General features: G+C 33.8%; 18 protein-coding genes and 1 tRNA gene. 4 read left to right on the top strand and 15 right to left on the bottom strand.

What is annotated here, in order from left to right; all coding sequences use genetic code 11:
- Positions 1 to 31 precede the first annotated feature (31 nt).
- A tRNA-Ala gene (locus tag ACFO7M_RS01070) sits at positions 32 to 105 on the top strand.
- An 83-nt stretch (positions 106 to 188) separates the two neighbouring features.
- The gene (locus ACFO7M_RS01065; protein WP_379733564.1) at positions 189 to 1,139 is read left to right on the top strand and encodes a DUF3078 domain-containing protein; all 951 of its coding nucleotides are present in this window, start codon (positions 189 to 191) and stop codon (positions 1,137 to 1,139) included.
- Positions 1,140 to 1,170: 31 nt separating this feature from the next.
- On the opposite strand, the gene ACFO7M_RS01060 is transcribed toward ACFO7M_RS01065, so the two are convergent.
- From ACFO7M_RS01060 to ACFO7M_RS01045, 4 genes are all read right to left on the bottom strand, one after another.
- Positions 1,171 to 4,641 carry an efflux RND transporter permease subunit gene (locus tag ACFO7M_RS01060; RefSeq protein ID WP_379717156.1) on the bottom strand — a complete coding sequence of 1,157 codons (3,471 nt, stop codon included), beginning with the start codon at positions 4,639 to 4,641 and terminating at the stop codon, positions 1,171 to 1,173.
- Between the two features lie 108 nt (positions 4,642 to 4,749).
- A complete protein-coding gene (locus tag ACFO7M_RS01055; protein WP_379717159.1) occupies positions 4,750 to 5,889 on the bottom strand; it encodes an efflux RND transporter periplasmic adaptor subunit in 1,140 nt (379 codons plus the stop codon).
- Between the two features lie 15 nt (positions 5,890 to 5,904).
- The gene (locus ACFO7M_RS01050) at positions 5,905 to 7,248 is read right to left on the bottom strand and encodes a TolC family protein (protein WP_379733563.1); all 1,344 of its coding nucleotides are present in this window, start codon (positions 7,246 to 7,248) and stop codon (positions 5,905 to 5,907) included.
- A 10-nt stretch (positions 7,249 to 7,258) separates the two neighbouring features.
- Positions 7,259 to 7,855 (bottom strand): TetR/AcrR family transcriptional regulator, encoded by a 597-nt coding sequence (locus ACFO7M_RS01045; protein WP_379717165.1) that lies wholly within the window; start codon positions 7,853 to 7,855, stop codon positions 7,259 to 7,261.
- Between the two features lie 198 nt (positions 7,856 to 8,053).
- Here ACFO7M_RS01045 and ACFO7M_RS01040 point away from each other — a divergent pair, with 198 nt between their 5' ends.
- Positions 8,054 to 9,028 (top strand): polyprenyl synthetase family protein, encoded by a 975-nt coding sequence (locus ACFO7M_RS01040; protein ID WP_379717168.1) that lies wholly within the window; start codon positions 8,054 to 8,056, stop codon positions 9,026 to 9,028.
- Between the two features lie 5 nt (positions 9,029 to 9,033).
- Entirely contained in the window at positions 9,034 to 9,384 is a 351-nt protein-coding gene (locus ACFO7M_RS01035; protein WP_379717171.1) for a hypothetical protein, read from the top strand.
- Here the strand turns inward: ACFO7M_RS01035 and ACFO7M_RS01030 are convergent.
- From ACFO7M_RS01030 to ACFO7M_RS00980, 11 genes are all read right to left on the bottom strand, one after another.
- The gene (locus tag ACFO7M_RS01030) at positions 9,381 to 10,661 is read right to left on the bottom strand and encodes a hypothetical protein (RefSeq protein ID WP_379733562.1); all 1,281 of its coding nucleotides are present in this window, start codon (positions 10,659 to 10,661) and stop codon (positions 9,381 to 9,383) included. The two genes, ACFO7M_RS01035 and ACFO7M_RS01030, sit on opposite strands and share 4 nt — an antisense overlap.
- A 190-nt stretch (positions 10,662 to 10,851) precedes the next feature.
- The gene (locus tag ACFO7M_RS01025) at positions 10,852 to 11,937 is read right to left on the bottom strand and encodes an alcohol dehydrogenase catalytic domain-containing protein (protein WP_379717177.1); all 1,086 of its coding nucleotides are present in this window, start codon (positions 11,935 to 11,937) and stop codon (positions 10,852 to 10,854) included.
- 2 nt (positions 11,938 to 11,939) lie between these two features.
- Complete coding sequence (locus tag ACFO7M_RS01020; protein WP_379733560.1) at positions 11,940 to 15,077, bottom strand: lantibiotic dehydratase; 3,138 nt, start codon at positions 15,075 to 15,077, stop codon at positions 11,940 to 11,942.
- Positions 15,078 to 15,093: 16 nt separating this feature from the next.
- Positions 15,094 to 17,253, bottom strand: a complete 2,160-nt coding sequence (locus ACFO7M_RS01015) for a peptidase domain-containing ABC transporter (RefSeq protein WP_379717182.1) — start codon at positions 17,251 to 17,253, stop codon at positions 15,094 to 15,096.
- Positions 17,246 to 18,400 carry an HlyD family secretion protein gene (locus ACFO7M_RS01010; protein WP_379717184.1) on the bottom strand — a complete coding sequence of 385 codons (1,155 nt, stop codon included), beginning with the start codon at positions 18,398 to 18,400 and terminating at the stop codon, positions 17,246 to 17,248. Before ACFO7M_RS01010 ends, ACFO7M_RS01015 begins: the two co-directional genes overlap by 8 nt.
- Positions 18,401 to 18,950: 550 nt before the next feature.
- Positions 18,951 to 19,139 (bottom strand): class IIb bacteriocin, lactobin A/cerein 7B family, encoded by a 189-nt coding sequence (locus ACFO7M_RS01005; protein ID WP_379717186.1) that lies wholly within the window; start codon positions 19,137 to 19,139, stop codon positions 18,951 to 18,953.
- Positions 19,140 to 19,144: 5 nt separating this feature from the next.
- Positions 19,145 to 19,333 carry a class I lanthipeptide gene (locus ACFO7M_RS01000; RefSeq protein ID WP_379717188.1) on the bottom strand — a complete coding sequence of 63 codons (189 nt, stop codon included), beginning with the start codon at positions 19,331 to 19,333 and terminating at the stop codon, positions 19,145 to 19,147.
- Positions 19,334 to 19,523: 190 nt separating this feature from the next.
- The gene (locus ACFO7M_RS00995) at positions 19,524 to 19,685 is read right to left on the bottom strand and encodes a class I lanthipeptide (RefSeq protein ID WP_379717194.1); all 162 of its coding nucleotides are present in this window, start codon (positions 19,683 to 19,685) and stop codon (positions 19,524 to 19,526) included.
- Positions 19,686 to 19,700: 15 nt separating this feature from the next.
- Positions 19,701 to 19,880, bottom strand: coding sequence for a class I lanthipeptide (locus ACFO7M_RS00990; RefSeq protein WP_379717192.1), 180 nt, complete (start codon positions 19,878 to 19,880; stop codon positions 19,701 to 19,703).
- Positions 19,881 to 19,971: 91 nt separating this feature from the next.
- Positions 19,972 to 20,133: a class I lanthipeptide gene (locus ACFO7M_RS00985; protein ID WP_379719007.1), complete on the bottom strand. Its 162-nt coding sequence runs from the start codon at positions 20,131 to 20,133 to the stop codon at positions 19,972 to 19,974.
- A gap of 15 nt (positions 20,134 to 20,148) precedes the next feature.
- On the bottom strand, positions 20,149 to 20,328 hold the full coding sequence (locus ACFO7M_RS00980; protein ID WP_379717196.1) for a class I lanthipeptide: 180 nt from the start codon (positions 20,326 to 20,328) through the stop codon (positions 20,149 to 20,151).
- Between the last annotated feature and the right edge of the window lie 106 nt (positions 20,329 to 20,434).

The following is a 20,434-nucleotide window of genomic DNA, read 5'->3' as shown; positions in this document are numbered from 1 at the left end:
TGAATAAAAATGGTATATTTGGCTTCAATCAGGGGGATTAGCTCAGCTGGCTAGAGCGCCTGCCTTGCACGCAGGAGGTCATCGGTTCGACTCCGATATTCTCCACAGATTAACCAAAAACCAAAAACCAAGAAAAACGCCTCTCGCATTGCAGAGGCGTTTTTTAATAGCCCAAATTAAAGATTTCAATGAAACCGAAAGTTATTTTCCCAGTTGTACTTCTGGCATTTACTACACTTACTTCACTAGCTCAAGACAAAATAACAACGAAGCTACCCGATTCCACTACCTATTGGAAAAAACACAATAAAGTAGGTTTTGACATTAGCGAAACTGCATTCATGAACTGGAATGCAGGAGGTAACAATTCAATTTCCGGCTTACTTAAATTAAACTTCATCAGAAAATACGAATATGAGAATTTAAAATGGCATAACGAGTTAATTGTTCGGTATGGCGTAAACAAACAAGACGGAACTAGTCTAAGAAAAACTGATGACGCTTTGCAATTCAATTCGACCTTTGGATTCAGAAGAGACACTATTTCGAATTGGTTTTATTCTGCCAAATTAAACTTCAACACTCAATTTACCAATGGCTATTCTTACCCAGATACTGAGACAGCCATTTCACGATTTTTCGCACCAGCCTATATATTTCTGGGAGTAGGTACCGAATACATCAGCAAAGAAGACCATTTAAAATTATACCTTTCTCCATTAACGCAGAAAACGACTTTAGTTTTGAATCAACGTCTGGCTAATGAGGGAGCATTCGGTGTAAAAAAAGCAGTATATGATGAATTTGGCAATTTAGTCTCAGAAGGTCACAAATCGAGAACGGAAGTTGGTGTATTGCTTACGGGACAACACAAAGATGAAATTTTTAAAAATATATATTTAGAAAACCGAGTTGCATTGTATTCGGACTATCTCAATAATTTTGGCAATATTGATGTCAATTGGCAATTACAATTGGACCTAATTGTAAACGAATACGTAAGCGCAAATATTGGCACTCATTTAATTTACGATGATGACATCAAAGCAAAAGAAGAAGAAAATGGCGAACAAATAACTGTTGGTCCAAAGATTCAGTTGAAACAAGTATTAGGTATTGGCTTAACCTATACCTTTTAAAATGAAAACGCCCCAAATTGGGGCGTTTCTTCTATTCTGCATTAGCCGCTTTACGCGCTAAACTTTTTTCTCGTAGTTTATATTTGGTGCGTTTTACCAAATAGAACATCACAGGCACAATAACCAAGGTCAACACGGTCGCATAGGTCAATCCAAAAATAATTGTCCATGCCAATGGTCCCCAGAAGATCACATTATCACCTCCCATATACAAGTGCGGGTTGAAATCTGTAATCAATCCAAAGAAGTCGAAATTCAAACCAATTGCCAATGGAATTAATCCCAATACCGCAGTCAAGGCCGTTAACAATACCGGACGCAAACGTGATTTTCCAGATTCGATAATTACTTCTTTAATTTGGTCTAACGTTAAATCGTCATGACTTTTCAAACCATTATCGGCTACTTTCTTATCCATTAGCAACACGAAGAAGTCCATCAATACGATACCGTTTTTCACCACAACCCCGGCTAATGAGATAATTCCCATCATAGTCATTAAGACAATAAAGTCCATTTGTGCAATTACGTAGCCATAGAAAACACCACTAAAACTCAACAACACCGTAAACATAATTACAATTGTTTTCGAAACTGAGTTGAACTGCAACACAATAATTGTTGTAATACCTGCCAACGCCAAGAACAAAGCGAAGAATAAGAAACTTTGGTTTTTTCCTTGCTCTTCTTGAACTCCTGAAAAACCATAGGTAATATCACCAGCAAGCTTATAATTTTCCAACTCTTTTGCAATACTCTTTGTGATCTCATCCCCGTTATATCCCGTTAAAATATTGGAATACACTGTCATGATACGTTTGTAATTTTTACGTTTAATCTGATTGTAAGTAGTCGTTTTTTCTGTATTAGACACAGCCGAAATTGGCACCTGCATAATTTGACCATTATTCGGATTACGGTACGTTAAAGGCTGATTGAACAAAACGCTTTCATTTTTACGCTGATCGTCTTGTAAACGCATTACAATATTATAATCGTCATCTCCTTCTTTATATGTAGATATTTCCTGACCATACACAGCGCGTCGTAATGTAAAACCAGTCATTCCTGTAGAAGCACCTAAGCTACCTGCATTTACACGATCGATTTTCACTGACAACTCGGGACTTTCTTTATTGATGTCTACTTTCAGTTTTTCAATTCCTGGAATATTTTTCGAATTCAAGAAAGCAATCATTTTATCTGCTTCTTTCAACATCAAATCATAATTGGTACCTGTTAATTCGATACTGATTGGATAACCTGCCGGTGGACCAGCCGCATCTTTTTCTACCGTTACCGAAGCACCCGGAATTGCTTTAATTTTAGCACGAACTTCTTCCATAACATCGGCAGTATTTACACCACGACGGAATTTGAATTCGGCAAAATTTACCGTTACCTTACCTTTATGAGGTGTTTCCGATTGTGAACCCAAATCAACTTGTGGATTAGTCGCACCCACTCCCACTTGAGCAACAATAGACTCTGCTAAAAAGTTCTCAGTGGTTTTAGGATCAACATATTTACTTAAGACATTAATAACTTGTTTTTCAACAAACTCAGTAGCTTTGTTCGTTTTTGAAATGTCTGTTCCTTGAGGATATTCAATGTAAGCAATTACTTGATTTGGAATATTATCTGGGAAAAACAATACTTTTCTTGGGAAAATTCCAAGCAAAATAAAAGAGAAAAACAACATTGCTACAATCAATCCAAAAGCTCTCCAGGCCGCTTTTCCTTCCAAAATTCGAGCCAACACAGCTTTATACTTGTCTTCCATACGTGGAAAAAAGCTATGTTGAAAATCTTGCGTCCATTGGTATAGTTTTTTGTAGTACAACCACATTAATGCTACCGAAATTAAAGACAAATGCCCTACAGCTCTACCTAATTTGGAATCGATTACGTTGCCCAAAATCACAAACACTATTCCAACAGCCAAGAAAATGATTGTATTTCTTTTTAAAACTCTTGGAGAAATATTTCTATCCTCAATATCCATCGAACCACCAGTCATGGCTGCATTAACAACCATAGCTACAAACAATGAAGCTCCCAGTGTTACAGATAAAGTTAACGGGAAATACATCATAAATTTACCCATAGTACCTGGCCATAATGCAAATGGTAAAAACGCCATTAATGTAGTTGCCGTTGAGGAAATAACGGGCCATGCTATTTCTCCAATACCAATTTTAGAAGCCTCGATACGCGGCATCCCTTTTTTCATATTGGCAAAAACATTATCAACGACCACAATACCATCATCCACCAACATACCAAGTCCCATTACCAATCCGAATAATACCATAGTATTCATAGTAACTCCGATAGCTTGTAACAAAGTAAAAGCAATAAATATGGACAAAGGAATAGCAGCTCCAACGAATAACGAGTTGCGCAATCCCATAGTAAACATCAATACAATCATTACCAGAACCACACCGAAAATGATATGATTCGACAATTCATCCACTTGATGCTCTACTCGCGAAGATTGGTCGTTTGTTAATGTTACTTCTAAATTTTTAGGTAAAACTGTTTCCTGTGCTTTTTTCACAACTTCTTTCACCTGATCAATAGCTGAAATCATATTTTGACCCGAACGTTTTTTTACGTTCAACATCACTACTTCTTCATTTTTCTCACGTGCGAATGTCGTACGTTCTTTCTCCTTAAAAGAAATCTTTGCAATATCCTTAAGATAAACAGAACCTCCATACGATTTAACAATCACATTTTCCAATTCGGCAGGATCTTCTATTTCTCCAATAATTCTAATATTATTTCTTGCGCCTTGAGAAATTAAATTACCTCCTGACAACGTCATATTTTCATACTTCACAGCACTTGCAATGTCATCGAAGCTTACTTTTGCAGCGTTCATTTTGTAAACATCAATTGCAATTTCAACTTCTTTTTCATCGACACCTAAAATATCAACTGCTTTTACTTCTGAGATATCTTCAATTTCATCTTCAAGATATTCGCCGTATTTTTTCAATTGCTGTGCCGTATAATCTCCTTTCAAGTTGATATTAAGAATTGGCACCTCTTCAGCAATGTTGATACTAAAAACACTAGGTTCCACTTTACTACCGTTATCAAGAGTCGGCCAGTCGGTGTCAGCTTTAGAAACATCCACTTTGTCTTTAATCAAAATTTTGGCCTGATCCACTGTGATATCATCATCAAATTCGGCCACAATCATACCGTAATCTTGGAACGAACTTGAAGTTACTTTGTTAACACCACTGATGTTTTTAATATTATCCTCTAGAGGTTTGGTTACTAATTTCTCTACATCTTCAGCCGAGTTCCCGGGAAAAATGGAAGAAACGTAAATTTTGTTTTCAATGATTTCTGGGAAATCTTCACGCGGCATTGTTATATAGGCATAAACACCTGTTATCACCACGATAAATGTAAGTATGTATACCGTCACGCGATTATCAACCGCCCAACTGGATATCCCGAATTCTTTACTTTGATGGCTCATATTTGTTTGATTTAGTTGATAAAGAAAAAGGTTAGTCTTTTATATGTTCAAGATTTGGGACCAACAAAATTCTTAGAAACAAGAACTAACCCTTTCTTTTCTTTCTCCTTAAAATGTTAATTTCATTCCTTCAGAAACTGTGTTTGCTCCTTCCGAAACAATTACATCTCCTTTATTCAATCCTGATTTAATTTCTGTAGTGTTATTAGACGATTGACCGACTTTCACTATTGCTTTCTTCGCAGTTCCTGATTTATCCGTAGCATTATTCACCACGTATACAAATTTATTCCCTTGTGCATCTTGTTGGATTACATCTGCAGGCACAACAATAGCCGATCTGTTAGTGTAATCGATGATTTTTAGTTTTGCTACCTGATTCGGTCGTAATAAACCTTCTGGATTTGGCACACTTACTTCGATTCCGAAACTTCTGTTGGCTGGGTTAATACTCTTACCTACTTGTCTAACTTTGCCTTGGTACGTTTTTCCAACGGAAGTAATATCTGCCTCAACTACAGTTCCTACCTGAAGTTTTCCAACATAGGTTTCCGGAACCTGAGTGCTCACATACATATTACTTAAGTTCACGATACGCATTAAACCTTGTGGATTAGCTGAAACGATTTCGCCTCTTTCGACAAATACTTCATCAATCACACCCGTAAATGGCGCTTTTATTACTGTTTTCTCCAATTGCGCTTTCATTTGCGCAACTGATTTTTGCAAGCTAACCATTTGAGTTTTGGCTTGTAAATATTGTATTTCAGAACCAATTTTTTGATCCCATAATCTTTTTTGACGTTCGAAAGTGGTTTTGGCCAATTCGTATTGTGTTTGAATACTCGCTAATTGCTGACTCATACCCGAATCATCCACTCGTCCTAAAACTTGACCTTTTCCAACTCTTTGACCCGCTTTAACATTCAAAGCGATTAAAGCACCTGGCATTTCAGGCTGAATCAGGATATTTTCTTTCGTATCTACATTTCCTTGAATTTCAAGATAATGATTGAATACAGTATCTTTCACCGTGATTACCTCAACCAACGCCTCTTCCGATTTCTTTTCCAAATTGGCTAATGCTTGATCGATTTTAGTCAAATCCGCTTGTAAAACGGTTCTTTTGTTCTTTAATTCTTGTACGTTTTTAGTTTCGATAAGTTGATCTATCGAGGTTCCATTATCTTTGCTCCCACAAGCAAAAAGGAATATAGCAACTAAAGAAAGTAGGATTACTTTTTTCATTTTTAATATGTTAAGTTAGTTTTTATTGATAATTTTTTCCAAAGCAGCTCTTTTGTTGATGATATCCACCATGGCCTGAAGATAACTTTGTTGTGCCGTATACAATTGACGTTGCGCTTCTGTAAATTCAAAACTGGTTGATAAACCTTCTTTAAATTTAATTTGTTGCTTATTTTCAATTCGCTCTGATAAATTCAACGTGCTTTTTGCTGAATTGTATTGTGCCACACTGTACTCATAATCACTTCTTGCTTTTTGATACTGTAGTTGTAATGTTTGTTCTGTTTCTAAAACTTTAGTCTTAGCCTGTTCAAAAGCAATTTTAGCTTGTTCTGTTCTTGAATTACGACCAAAAGAACTAAATATCGGCACATTCAAACCAACACCAAAGTTTGAAAAATTATACCATTTTTGGTCGCTATTAAACATTGTAAAACTATCATTGAAAGTATTATATCCGAAATTCACCTGCGCTCCCAAAGAAGGCAGAGCTTTACTTCTTTCCAATTTCAGCAATAGTCTTTTCGATTCTTCCACATTTTTCTCAATTTGGTAATCGATATTATTTTCCACTTTAAACGTTTCGCTTAACAATGCCATATCGATATTTTGGGTGGTCAGAATATCTAGTTTATCTGTCAAAACAATATCTTCATTCAATTCGATTCCCATCATCAATTTCAACATATTGGAAGCAATCACTTTCATACGAGTAGCATAATCCAATGTACTGTTAACCGAAGCCAACGTGATCTGAATACGCTCTACCGCTTCTTCTTCAAGAAAACCATTCTTATACGTTTCGCTCGTTTCTTTCAATGTTTTCTCCAATATGGCTTTGTTCCGTTCTACAATTTTGATGCTTTCCTCAGCCAACAATACATTCCCATAGGCATTCGTTGTTAGCTCGGTAACTTCCTGATTGGTTTTCTTTTGTGCATTTTGTGAAATTTTCAAATAGGTTTTAGCTGATTCTAAGCCAACCAAATAAGAACCATCAAAAATCAACTGGTTTAAAGTAAGTGTACCTACCATATTATGTTTCAATCCGAAACCAACAGGTATAATCAAACCAGCAGGCGCATTAGCATCAAAATTATTGGCATAAACCCCTTGTTTTTGTGCCTCAAAAATGCTCTGATAACTAACGTTACCTGTTATTTGCGGTAGTCCCATTGTTGTGGTTTCCCATTTTTTTTGTTTTGCAGCTTCAATTTCCCTGCTGGCATTGATCGAATTGTAGTTGTTTTTAACTGCATGATCAATGGCCTCACGCAATGAAAAAGAAAGCTTCTTACTGTCCTGTGCAAAAAGTTGCACCTGTATTATCATGACTAAGAACAAAATGCTTTTTCTCATGGTTTGGTTTTTATAATTTGTGTATTAATAATTGTTTTTCAAGTTCTTCAATTCCTTTTGCTGTGGCGATTGCGCGGGTATGGTATTCCAACGCTTTTAGCTCCAAAGCCTGACTGTCTTTTTCCAGTGCTGTGGTTTCATTAATATTCAATATGAGTGTATAATAAAAACGAATGCTTGATTCCACATCCAATTCTGCTCTATAATACCCTTCTTTAATCCCTTTTTCAATATTCATACGGAATAAGTGATCACAAGATTCATTTTCCTTGCAGATTACTTTTTCATAAATCTCCGGGTAATGCTTTTTCAATTGAAAAAGTGGTGTAGAATCTGCTGAACTAAAAAGTTCATCAAACATTCTTCGTATTGCAAAATTTTCTTCAACGGCATTCAAATTTTTCTCTATAATACCTTCAATAACCTCATGTATTTTATTATGAGTCAAACCAGTAGCTTCCTCAACAAGCATTTCCTTGTTGGCATAATACTTATAGATTGTTTTTTTGGAAATGCCCATTTGGTTTGCAATGTCATCCATAGTAATGCTTTTAAAACCATATTTTAAAAACATTTCAGTTGCCTTTTCGATTATCTTACATTTCATATTCAACTATTTTTGGAAACTATGAGTTCAAAGTCCAAATTCGATGCAAATATAGAATGGAAACTTTTAACACCAAAATAGTTTCCTTGGTTTTTACAATTATTTAACATTTAAACAAAAGCGTTTTACTTCTCATTTGAGTAGTTGCCATAAAAAGAGTATTTTTGTGCTATCAACTTATAAGTTTCTACAAGCAAAATGCATTCTATATCACACTATCAGGAAGTTATTTCCAATCACTTTTCAGCCTTGGCCATTGATAAAGAACCCAACAATTTATATGAACCTATACGCTATATTTTATCATTAGGAGGGAAAAGAATGCGTCCGGTTTTAACTTTGATGGCAGCAGAGATTTTCAATGTAGATTGTAAAGATGCCTTACCAGCAGCAACGGCAGTGGAAGTGTTTCATAATTTTTCATTGATTCATGATGATATTATGGATGATGCACCATTACGAAGAGGAAACGAAACGGTTCACGAGAAGTGGAACATTAACACCGGAATTTTATCAGGAGATGCCATGTTAATCTTGGCCTATCAATATTTCGAGCAATACGAACCAGAAATCTTTAGGGATTTGGCCAGATTGTTTAGCAAAACTGCTTTGGAAGTGTGTGAAGGACAACAATATGATGTCGACTTTGAAACCCGAGATGATGTTACTATTCCGGAATATTTGAAAATGATTGAATATAAAACAGCTGTATTGGTTGGAGCTGCAATGAAAATGGGTGCGATTGTAGCTAAAACTTCGGAAGAAAATGCGAATTGTATTTATGATTTTGGACTGAACTTAGGCATCGCTTTTCAGTTGCAAGATGATTACTTGGATGCTTTTGGTGATCCGGAAACTTTTGGCAAGCAAGTGGGTGGTGATATCATAGAAAACAAAAAAACCTATTTGTATCTTAAGGCCAATGAATTCGCTGAAACTAACAGTAGAGCACAATTATTACATTTGTTTTCAATACAACCTGCAGATAATACTGACAAAATTAATTCAGTAAAAGAAATTTTCAACTCAACTGGCGCTAGCGAAGCAACGCAGGAAGCCATCAAAAATTATACTTTCAAGGCATTTGAAACTTTAGAAAGAATGGATATTGAGCAAAACAAAAAAGAGCTATTGAAAGCTTTTGGTGAAAATTTAATGCGTCGAAAAGTATAACCAATATGTTTGTTGCACCTTTAAATACCGATTTATTACTTTCTGAAGCACAGAAAGAACAATTGTACATTAAATTGATTGAACAACTTAATAAAGATTTTACGTTTGCTAACGAAAGTCTTGATTTTCCAACCACTTTATCTCCAATAGATTTAAAGATTCAATTGCACGAAAAAATATACAAGTTAATCCAACATAAATTTGCCGAATACCTTAATCTTCTTTACATCATCGATGTACCGGAAGATCAGGTAAAAAAATTGGACGGTTCCGACCTACTTGAACTTGCCGAACAAGTTTCCTATTTAATTTTAAGAAGAGAATGGCAAAAAGTTTGGTTTAGAAACCGCTTTTAATTCTTTTTTGCGACGTCTTTACTTGCCAACACTAGAGCTGATTTGAATCTTAAATCTGGTGTTTTCTTCAAATCACTTTCGATAAAGAGCGAGAACGGATCCAATTCATTTTTTTCCAAAAAGAATTCTTCTCTGTTATAATTTTCAACAACCGCTGCAGTTGCATAAGAGTTTTCGCTTATAAAATTGGTTCCACATTTATTAAAAAGGACATTCTCAAATTTATACGGTTGTAATTGCACGATGTTGCCTTTAATTTGCCCATCGAATAAAACGCCCTGTTTAAATCCAGAGATCACACTATTCTTGAAAGTCAGATTCGCTCTTTCTTTCACATAAATCGCTTCATTAGTAACCCCTTCCACTTCATTATTATCATTTATCAAAGTCAAGTAATTCGATTCAACATTGGTTAGTTTTTTACTAAAATCTGCATTGGAAGCTACATCATACGATTCAACTTCAAGACTTCTCGAGCCTTCCGGACTGGAAACAAATGAATTACGTACTGCAACACTATTCTCTATAACACATTGCACGCCTTCCGTAAAATCAAAGTCATCATCTAGCGCTCTAAAAGACACCAACTTATCTACAAAAACATTTCCACCGTAAAACTCAAAAGAATCATCACCGGAAAAACTGACTTGAATATTGCTTAACAAAGTATTTCTTCCAACACCTGCCAAAGACAATCCGTTAGGACATTTTTTATGTTTCCCTTTTTTTCCTGCAAATTCGATTCGTACATATTTCATGACACCCGAATCACTAGTTAAATTCTCTCCTCCATAGCTATTATAATTAGCTTCCATTGTGAAATCAAGTTGTTTTGAAAACTTATTTGTAGGCGCATCTCCCATGACAATTATACCTCCCCAATCACCTGCTTTTCTTTCAGATTGTGGCTTATTCGAAGTAAAAACTATGGGATTAGCCTCATCTCCTATAGCAACAATTTTAGATCCTTTGGTAATAACTAACAATCCATCGGTTTCGAAATCACCACGAATCACAGTCCCAGGTTCGATAAACAATGTTGCTCCTTTGGTAACATACACCACGCCGGTCAAAAGATAAATCTGATTGTTTTGTAGGACCGTATTTTGAGAAATTATACCTGTGAGCAATGTTGTGGTCTCTCTATATTCTGAGGTTTTGGGTTTAAAATTTGTCCAAGTTCTCAACCAATTTGATTCACCATAAATTCCTTTCAGGTCTTGAGCCGAAAGTGCGGCTCCTGTTAATAAAAGCAGAAGTAGAATAGTTTTTCTCATATGTTTCGAAGTTTATGTATTTAGGGCAGTAATAATTCTCGAAATCTGTATATAAAGATACTTTAACACGTAAGAAAAATTTTATGGTTAAACCATAAAAAAAGTTAAACTTATGAAAACCAGCATATAACAAACACAAAAGGGGGTAACCACACCCCCTTTTAACCAAAAAACTACCAAATTATGTATATTAATATTGGAATACTACTTTACCGAATTTATCATTCGAAAGATTATATGATTTCGAGATAAAATCTGCAATTTTATCTTCTTCAGTAAACACGGAATCAATACAAGCCTTATTTACCTTGTAATTCTGTAGACCGTTTACTAAATCTTCTGTTGATCCGAGACAATTTCCAATAAAACTCACATTACGCATCATCATATTTGCAATGAGTAATGACAGGTTTGCGGGTTTAACCCCTTTCATTTTTCCTGAAGACTGATTGAAAATTCCACAGGTCAAGTATCTTGAATTAACATTCATTTTATTCACCAAATACTCCAAATAAGTATCCGAAAAGGCATCAAAAACTACATCAAAGAAAAGTTCTTGAGGAATATTGTTCTCTTTAATGGAATAAATTTCTTTAATAAAAGGAAAATGATTTTTTATCTTTTCCGTATTTTTCCCGGAGAAAGAAAGTCCGTACACATTACATCCTTTTTCCCAAAGTGCATTTAAAATAAAGAACGAAGTATTCGACGTAACAGATGTAACTAAGACATTATCCCCCTTTTTTATATCGGCTTTACGAATCATTGAATTCGATGTTTGCACACCGATACTCAAACCACCCGCTTCTGTTTCCGAAATAAATTCGGGTACTTTAACCAATTTCGCATAATGGTATATTTCATATTCTTTACTTGCGTGATTGGATGGAATACCTGGTACAGCTCCATTTTCGAAATTGGGATAAAATCCATTCCCGATAACCAAATCCCCTTTCGAGAAATTGGTAATGTTTTTCCCAACCGCTTCAACATACCCTGCAAAATCGGAACCAATTGGATAAAAAGAGTCCCCTTCAACTGACTCTAACTTACGCCATGCATTTTCAATGATTCCTAAATCCCTATAATTTAGTGAAAAGCTACTTTTACGTACCAATACCAAATTTGCATATTCGTCACTTTCGGGATCGAATTCAGGCTTAACACCTTCAATTAAAGCTAATGGAATTCTAAGATCGTCAATTTCAATTAGGTGTCTCTTATTCTCTTCTACTTTCTCAAAAAGCGAGTGAGTTACTACAGATAATGCTCTCATAATTAATTGATCAGTTCTAATGTGTTTTTTTCTACCTCTTTAGTATCAGCATTCATGTGAAGTTTTTTACTGTAATATTTGTACAGATAATCGTATACTACCATTTCATGAATTCTGTGTTTGGTCAAGAAAATCCTGTTACATACCATATGAATATAACTCAAGATTATTTGAAACAAAGGAGCTGGAAGTCTATTTTCTGCTTCTAATTTTTTTATAGCTTGAATAGTTTCAGCGTTTGCCAAAGAACGTTCCTTCATAATTTCCCAAAGCGGTTCATACATTTCTTCAATGGCATTTGCATCAAGAAAACAATCAATTTCATATTCACTTTTTGCAAAATTTTCATTGATTTGTTTGTTCAATCTTCCGGCACGGTTAAATTCTTTTCCGAAACCGGTTTTTGCCACGTTCATCATTTTACATTTGTCTTGAAGAGAAATTCCAAAATCATTCAGCAAATGATCCATTGACAATAGTGCAAATAACCAGCGAATTTTTTCACCCGAGTCACCTTCAATCATATCGGCAAATTTCATTGTACATTCGCTATCATTGAAAAACAAAGATTCAGTACTTTCAATAGCATCATAACCATAACGTTGTAATTCTCTCAAATAGCTATCTGTTTGAGTCTTCCATACCACTCTAGTATCTTCAAAAGGTTTAATATGCGCCTTAATTGTTTTTAAAGTATCATTATAATTTGATAAATCTTTTAATAAAACCCTAAAACGAATGTGGTGACCAAGTGCATCGTAATAACGAATGAAGAACCATTTTTCTATCAAACCTTTTTCTTTTAACTCGGCAACAATTGGATTAATTCCTTTATTTAAAAGTTCTTCTCCAGCTCTTTCTCCACAATAAAACTTATAATACAACCACTTTTCACCCATTGAAAAAGACTCTTGAACACCCTCTTTCTTCTCATTTGGAATAAATGCAACGGTATTTTTTTCTTCTGTTTTTTCAACATTACGATGTGCTGAAACCACTATTTCATTACAATAAGTATTAGTAACAGTATCTTCAGTGAAGAAAAATTCTTTTAATTGTAAGAAACGTTCTCCTTTAAGCATGAAATAGAACACCATACAACTCAATTCATTTTCGAAATTGATCAACACTTCGTTATCACCTTGAGTAATATAAACAATGTTTGGAATTTCTCTTGCTTCCTGGAAAGCTCTCACAACATTAACCGCATCTTTTTCATCATTAGAAAGTAGCGTATCAATATCATTTTTAGTAATATTCCAAGTTGCTCTACTTAAAACCGCATCCTTGTATGTTAATCTTGGCAAATAACTAAAATCGTTTTGCAATGCTCCCCAGCTAAAACCAAATCCCATAGAATTTTGGTTTTGCAAATCACACAAGAAATGATAAATAGGTAAAGCGTTTGAACTATAATTGTGTGCATTACTTAATCTTGGTATAATTTCTTTACCGAGACGTTTAGAGCGTAAAACAATTTGACCTCCTCTTACGGACACATACAAGTCTTCAATTAGAATTTGGTTTTCCAATGGCACAGAAGACATTCCTAAATAAGGAATTTCATAGTCTCTCTGGAAGTTTCTGTACAAAATATTCCCAGTTCTTGCTTGAGGCAAATGCACGATTTCTGCAATGATTTTATCAGGGTTTAATTGTTTTTCCACATCAGAAATCTCGTTACATAAGCTCAAAATTTGTTCATCAAGGTGGCTAAAACGTCCAATCAATCCGTTGGCTGAAGGCCCTGATATCGATTTAAGATTTATTTTTTCGCTTCCGTTCTCATGGAAAATATTAACAAAAGCAGAGAAAGTTTCTGGATATAAAGTTTCATCCTCTTCAAATTTATTAATTTCTTCATCTTGCAAATCGACAATTTTTAGATTGTTTGCTGTAGCATGAATCAACTTTTTCAATAAAAAGCTCTTTTTCGCATCTAGATTCACTTGTTTTTCGTTGGCATATCTTGGAGCAATAGCCAATTCATCTACTAAAGGTGCTTTTGCGCCAGATTGTTTACCGTAGCCAATTCCAATATCAGGATCCAAAACATTTACTAGAGGCTGTTCATACTCTTCATAACGTTCTTGGAATTTCTTCTTAAAATCTTTTAAATTTTGATTTTCACCATTAGAACTTAATTTATTTAATGCAGATATTGCAGGACGGAGTGCTTTAAGTGTTTTGAAACTCAAGGTTCCTTCTTTAATTTTTCTGCTGGCATCAACCTGAAATAACTTCGTGATGTCAACATTCCCAATTTGCTCATTAACTAACTCAAAAATTGAGTTATATATCGCAGGATCATTAATACCATTTCTATCAAGATCATTGATTTTAGTTTTTAAGTTTGTAATTAAATCTTTTATCACTTGTGCTTCATAGAAATTGAAACGTTCTTCTGAAAACACCTTCATTATTTTTTCAAAATAATCTTCACCCGTCACCGTAAATTCTAATTCACTGATGATAAATTGACTTTCAATTAGCGTGTCAATAAAGCCTAATGCATCTTCTCTTGAAATATCATCTCCAACTAAAGCATTTGCTAAATCCTCAATTAATGCTCCTTTTCTTCCTTTATCAAAAATCAATTCAAGGTATTCGCTAAATTCAACTTCAGATATTTTATGAAACCTTACGTTGTCTTTGAAATAATATTCCACATAACGAAACTTATCAAACACTTTATACATTGAGTTGTTAGAGAAGTACTTTAGTGCTTTTTTGATAGAATCGTTTTTAATGATTATTGGAATTAGCTGTCCTAAGAAATACATATCGTATTTTGTAAATCTTCCTAAATCACTGTTTTTTACATCCAGATTAGTTGTAGCACTCATAGTAATTGGCGCAACTGTGGCAAACATACCAAAAGGAGTACTTCTGTTTGATAATCTTGATGCATATTTATACAATGATCCCTTAAGGTTTTTTAAGTCAGCTTCTTCCTGGAACATTTCCCCATTTTCCCAGGCTACGAGCGCTTTATAAATATTAGGTGATCCTAAGAATAATGCTTCGCGGTTTTCTTCTTTTGAAAAGATTTCCTGGATTTTTTCCCATGTTAAATCAATTTGCTTCTCCTCGATTGGAGTTCTTACGATAGCAGTCTTTGTAAAAGAGTAGTTTTTCATTTGTTAAATTTTTTTATTAAACAGCTATATTATTCCACATTTTATAGTAATAGTTTTTGTTTTGCATCAAAGTTTCGTGTGTACCACTTTCTACGACTTCACCTTTTTTGAAAGCATAAATCACGTCTGCATTTTTAATGGATTGGAGTTTGTGAGCAATTACAATAATCGTTTTACCTTCTTTTGATAAATCCTCCACTAACTTTTTGATGACCATTTCAGATTCTGAATCCAATGCTGAAGTAGCTTCATCTAAAATCAAAACATCAGGATTTTTATATAAAGCTCTTGCAAAGGCGATACGCTGTCTTTCTCCTCCAGAAAGATTTGCTCCAAATTCCCCTAAATATGTACTGAATCCATTTGGCAAAGCTTCGATAAAATCATATGCTCCAACTCTTTTACTTGCATCTATAATCCTAGCCATATCAGGCTCAGCTTCACCAATGGCAATATTAAAAGCAATTGTTCCATCAAATAGTTCAACGTTTTGAGGAACTGTTGTAATCAAATTGTTGATACTTTCTTTACTAATGTACCTCAAATCATAATCCCCAATCAATATTTTACCTTCGGAAGGATAATAAATATTTTGAATTAAAGAGGCAATTGTACTTTTACCACTTCCACTTTCCCCAACGAATGCAGTAAAACTTCCTTTTTTGATTTCAAGATTCAAATCTTTAAAAATATACCTTCCTAATTCATACGAGAAATCAATATCTTTAAATTGAATGTCGCCCAAAGAATTTGACGTCAAGTTTATTTTTGATTCCATTTCTTCACGATCCAAATCCATAACTCCAAATAATCTGTCAGCTGCAATCATAGCATTCTGAATCGCTTGGTTTGTTCCGATAAGTTGAGATGCTGGTCCAGTAAAATACCCAATAATAGAGTAAAAAGAGAACAATTCTCCAGGTGTGATTTCACCATCAATAGCATAATAGGTTCCAGCCCAAAGCAAGATAATGGTAAACAACCTTGACACAAAATCAGTCGAAGTTCTGGAAAAAATACCATTAATACCTGATTTATAAACACTTCCCAACAAATCAATAAACTTCAATTCGGTTTTAGTCTTCGAAAAATCTTCAAGTGACAATCGTTTTACCGTACCGATATTTTTAATGGATTCTACTAATTGAGATTCCAACAAGGCATTTTTTTCCATTATTTCCCTTTCCACTTTTTTGTTTAGTTTATTCACAATAAAGTAAATTGCCAAATAAAAAGGAATAATCAAGGATACTATCAATGCCAGTTTCCAATAATAGGTAAACATTAGAATAAATGAAAAAATCACAATAAGAATATTTACAGAAACACTCAAAGCCGTTTCGTTGATTAAGGTTCTGATTTTAACGGCATCACCAATTCTTGACATGATTTCACCAATTCGCATCGTGTCAAAAAACTTCTGAGGCATGGTAAATAAATGTTTATAATATCCCAAAATAAGTCGGGAATCTATTTGTTGACTTGTTCTTAGAATAAAAACATCTTTTAACACACTATATACGACTTGCAAGATCAAACACCCAATAACAATGATACTCATTAGGTTGAGCAAACTCTTATTACCACTTACCAAAACAAAATCTGTAATTTTACCTACGTATATTGACACAGAGAATCCTAAAACAGTATATAAGACAGCACCTATAATAGCTTGAACCAAAATATATTTATGCGGTTTCAGCAAAAATGAAATTCTTTTAAAATTGGAGAATTTTTCATTCTTTTCCACGAAAATATCTTCATTAGGAATCAAAATCAAAGCATATCCTGTAAAAATTTTTTCAAAATCGGCTAATTTCTTTTTTTCCAATTTCCCAATTGCAGGATCCATGATTTTAACATAGGTATCGGTCACTTTGTACACCACCACATAATGCGGAAATTCATGTCCGTCTTTAATAATCATTACGTGTGCAATAGCAGGTAACGGTAAATCTTTAATTCCTTCCATTGACAATTTAATACCCTTAGCCAAGAAACCTAATTTAACCGAAGCTTCTCTCAAACCTAGTAAGGTTGTCCCCTTCTGATTTGTATTACCATATTGTCTGATTCTTGAAATTGGCAAACTCAAGTTATAGTATTCAGATATCGATGCCAAACATGTTGCTCCGCAATCTGAAAAATCATGTTGTTTAATAGCTATTTTACTCATTTTTATTATTATATGGATTAAACCAATCTTCTACCTCATCAAATAACAGTTGGAATGCTGAACGTTTTGTTAAGAAAAATCGACTTGTGAGTGTCATTCCTTTTTTTAGTTTCCCCATTGAACCGTTTTTTAGCATTAGTTTATCTTTGTCTAATGAACTCTTAACTTTATAAAAAGGCATGTTATTCATCATCAGGATATCTTTACTAATTTCAATAATCTCTCCTGTTCCGAAACCCCATTGATTGGAATTAAATGCATCAATCTGATAAATTGCTTTCCCTTTCTCTTTAATAAAACCAATATCCGATGGATTGACATAAGTTTCAACAATTACATTCTTGTCTGGTGAGATTTCAACCACTAGATTTCCAGGTGCTATTATACTCCCTTTATGAAATCCTTGCATATTCACTAGTTCACCATCAATAGGAGACTTAATTACATAATCGTTTTCTTCCTCTTGAAGTTGTTTTTGACTCGAACGAATTCTATGATCAGTATTGACCAATTCAGCATATTCTTTTTGCCATGCTAGTTCTGCTTGTTTAACTAAATTTACTCTGTCATTTTTGATTTTATTCAGTTCCAACAAAGCCTTTTCATATTCGGCTTTTGCCACAACATCTTTTTTGTAGAGTTGTTCAGTTCTATCAAAATCTGTTTGGGTCTTTTTGATAATTACATCCAAATTATATAACTCTTGCTGATGCTTTAACAACTCTTTTTGAAAAAGATCTGATTTAACAGCTGAATAATTTTTATTGATAATATTGGACAAATCAATCATATAGGAGGAATTTTCAGAACTCTGTATCGAATTAAGATTTTCCTTTTCTTTTAAGACATTGTGTTCGATAATTAATAGAGTATCTCCTTTTTTTATTTTTCTATTCTCTTCGATATTAAAATAAGCAATACGACCACTTACTGGCGCATAGATGTTCAATTTTTTGTCCTGTGGAATAATTGTACCTCTACTTGTAGTGTAAATATCAATTTTAATAAATGGCAATGACACAAAAGCTATTGCAACCGCAATAAAAGTAATAAGGAAAAGTAACGATGTCCTTTTACTGTGTTTTACGATATGGTTCTCCACAGTATTGTTTAAAATTTCTTCTGGAAAAATGTTCTTATCTGTCATATCAATTTTTTGAATTATTAACAGGGCAAATGAACTTAATATTTAATGAACAGAAAAACGGGATTAACCTAATTTTATAAAAAAAGCAGTCTTTAATTGGTTTTAAAATACTGAATATTAGTAAGATAAAATCAAAAATCAATAAAAAAGGGTTGCATATATGCAACCCTTGATATCTCAAAAAAATAGGCAAAAAACGAGGATAACCAATTAAAAAACCGATTTAGATACGTCAAAAAAGTCGTAATAAAACTTCAGTTTACCTTTATTTGGCTAAAAAATTGAAATTGATATTATCTCAAAAATGATTAAGAATTCAAATCCTTCATCATTTTTGCTCCAAAAGCAATTATAAAAAATCCAATTATCGGTATAATACTCGATAAATTATTTTTAAAACAATAATAATAAACCACCAGCACTAATCCGAAAATAAGTAAGAGAGCTGCTATTGATATTTTTAACGTATTTCCCATTTTTATTAATTTTTTATTTTTTATTAAGAATATATAGGCTACAAAAAGTAGCCTATAATATAATCAGTCTAATACTAGTCTAATGCCCAAGCTACTAACGATCCTATGATCGCACTTGCAACTGCAGCACATGTAGTTGAAGAAGCAACAGCTAAAGCTATTGGAGTTGCTCCACCATTAATATCATACAACTGGCTGTCATTTAATTCCACAATAGCTACTTTATTGAAAGCTAATTTTGCGTTTACGTTTTGATTTTTCATCTTAATTAGTCTTTTAATAATTCTTTAGTAGCTAAATACAATCCAACAGAAAGTGCAAAACCTTCTACTGCAGCCCAAGAAACTGCAAGTACAGGTGTAGCACCACCATTAACATCATACATTTGAACATCATTTAACTCTGTAATAGCTGCCTTGTTGAAAGCCAACTTGTTGTTTACATTTTGTTTTTTCATTTTCTTATTTTTAGTGTTTAAAATTTATATGACAGAATTCCATTTCTGTTTGAACTTTAAAAATTAAATCTTTTTCTATATAAATAATTGCATATTATTTTATGTATAACCTAAGCGGTTTGAGCATGAATATTTACCTCTAAAAATTTAATTCAAAACCGGTAGACTTTATTTCTACCGGGGTTGTTTTTTACCAAACGTCTTTAGTAATCGCGTAGCTTAATGCGATAGAAGCTACGAATGCACATGGAGGTGTACTTCCTCCGTTGATATCAACTAAAGATTGATCGTTTAACTCAGCGATAGCTGCCTTATTGAAAGACAATGCGTTGTTTGAATTGTTGTTTTTCATGATATAGTTTGTTAATTATTTTACTAAATAAGCGATTGATGCTCCGATTAAGGCTCCAGCTCCAGCTAAACACCATGTAGAAGAAGTAACTGTTGGAGATGTTCCACCATTTACATCATACATTTGCACTTCGTTTAATTCAGTTACAGAAGCTTTATTGAAAGCTAACTTGCTGTTTACATTTTGTTTTTTCATTTTCTTTAATTTTTAGTTTCCACTTTGTTTACATATTCCACTCTGGAATTTTTAAGACTGGCAGAGAATAATTCCCTGCCAGAATAATTTTTTACCAAACGTCTTTAGTAATCGCGTAGCTTAATGCGATTGAAGCTACGAATGCACATGGAGGCGTACTTCCTCCGTTGATATCAACTAAAGATTGATCGTTTAACTCAGCAATAGCTGCCTTATTGAAAGACAATGCGATGTTTGAATTGTTGTTTTTCATGATATAGTTTGTTAATTAGTCTACGAAATAAGCGATTGATGCTCCGATTAAAGCTCCAGCTCCAGCTAAACACCATGTAGAAGAAGTAACTGTTGGAGATGTTCCACCATTTACATCATACATTTGCACTTCATTTAATTCAGTTACTACAGCTTTATTGAAAGCCAACTTGTTGTTTACATTTTGTTTTTTCATTTTCTTTAATTTTTTAGTTTTCCACTTTGTTTATGTATTCCACTCTGGAATTTTTAAGACTGGCAGAGAATAATTCCCTGCCAGAATAATTTTTTACCAAACGTCT

The organism is Flavobacterium sp. GCM10023249, assembly GCF_042653365.1.
GTDB lineage: Bacteria > Bacteroidota > Bacteroidia > Flavobacteriales > Flavobacteriaceae > Flavobacterium.
The sequence above is the reverse complement of the archived record's forward strand: the minus strand, read 5'-3'. Positions and strand labels throughout refer to the sequence as shown.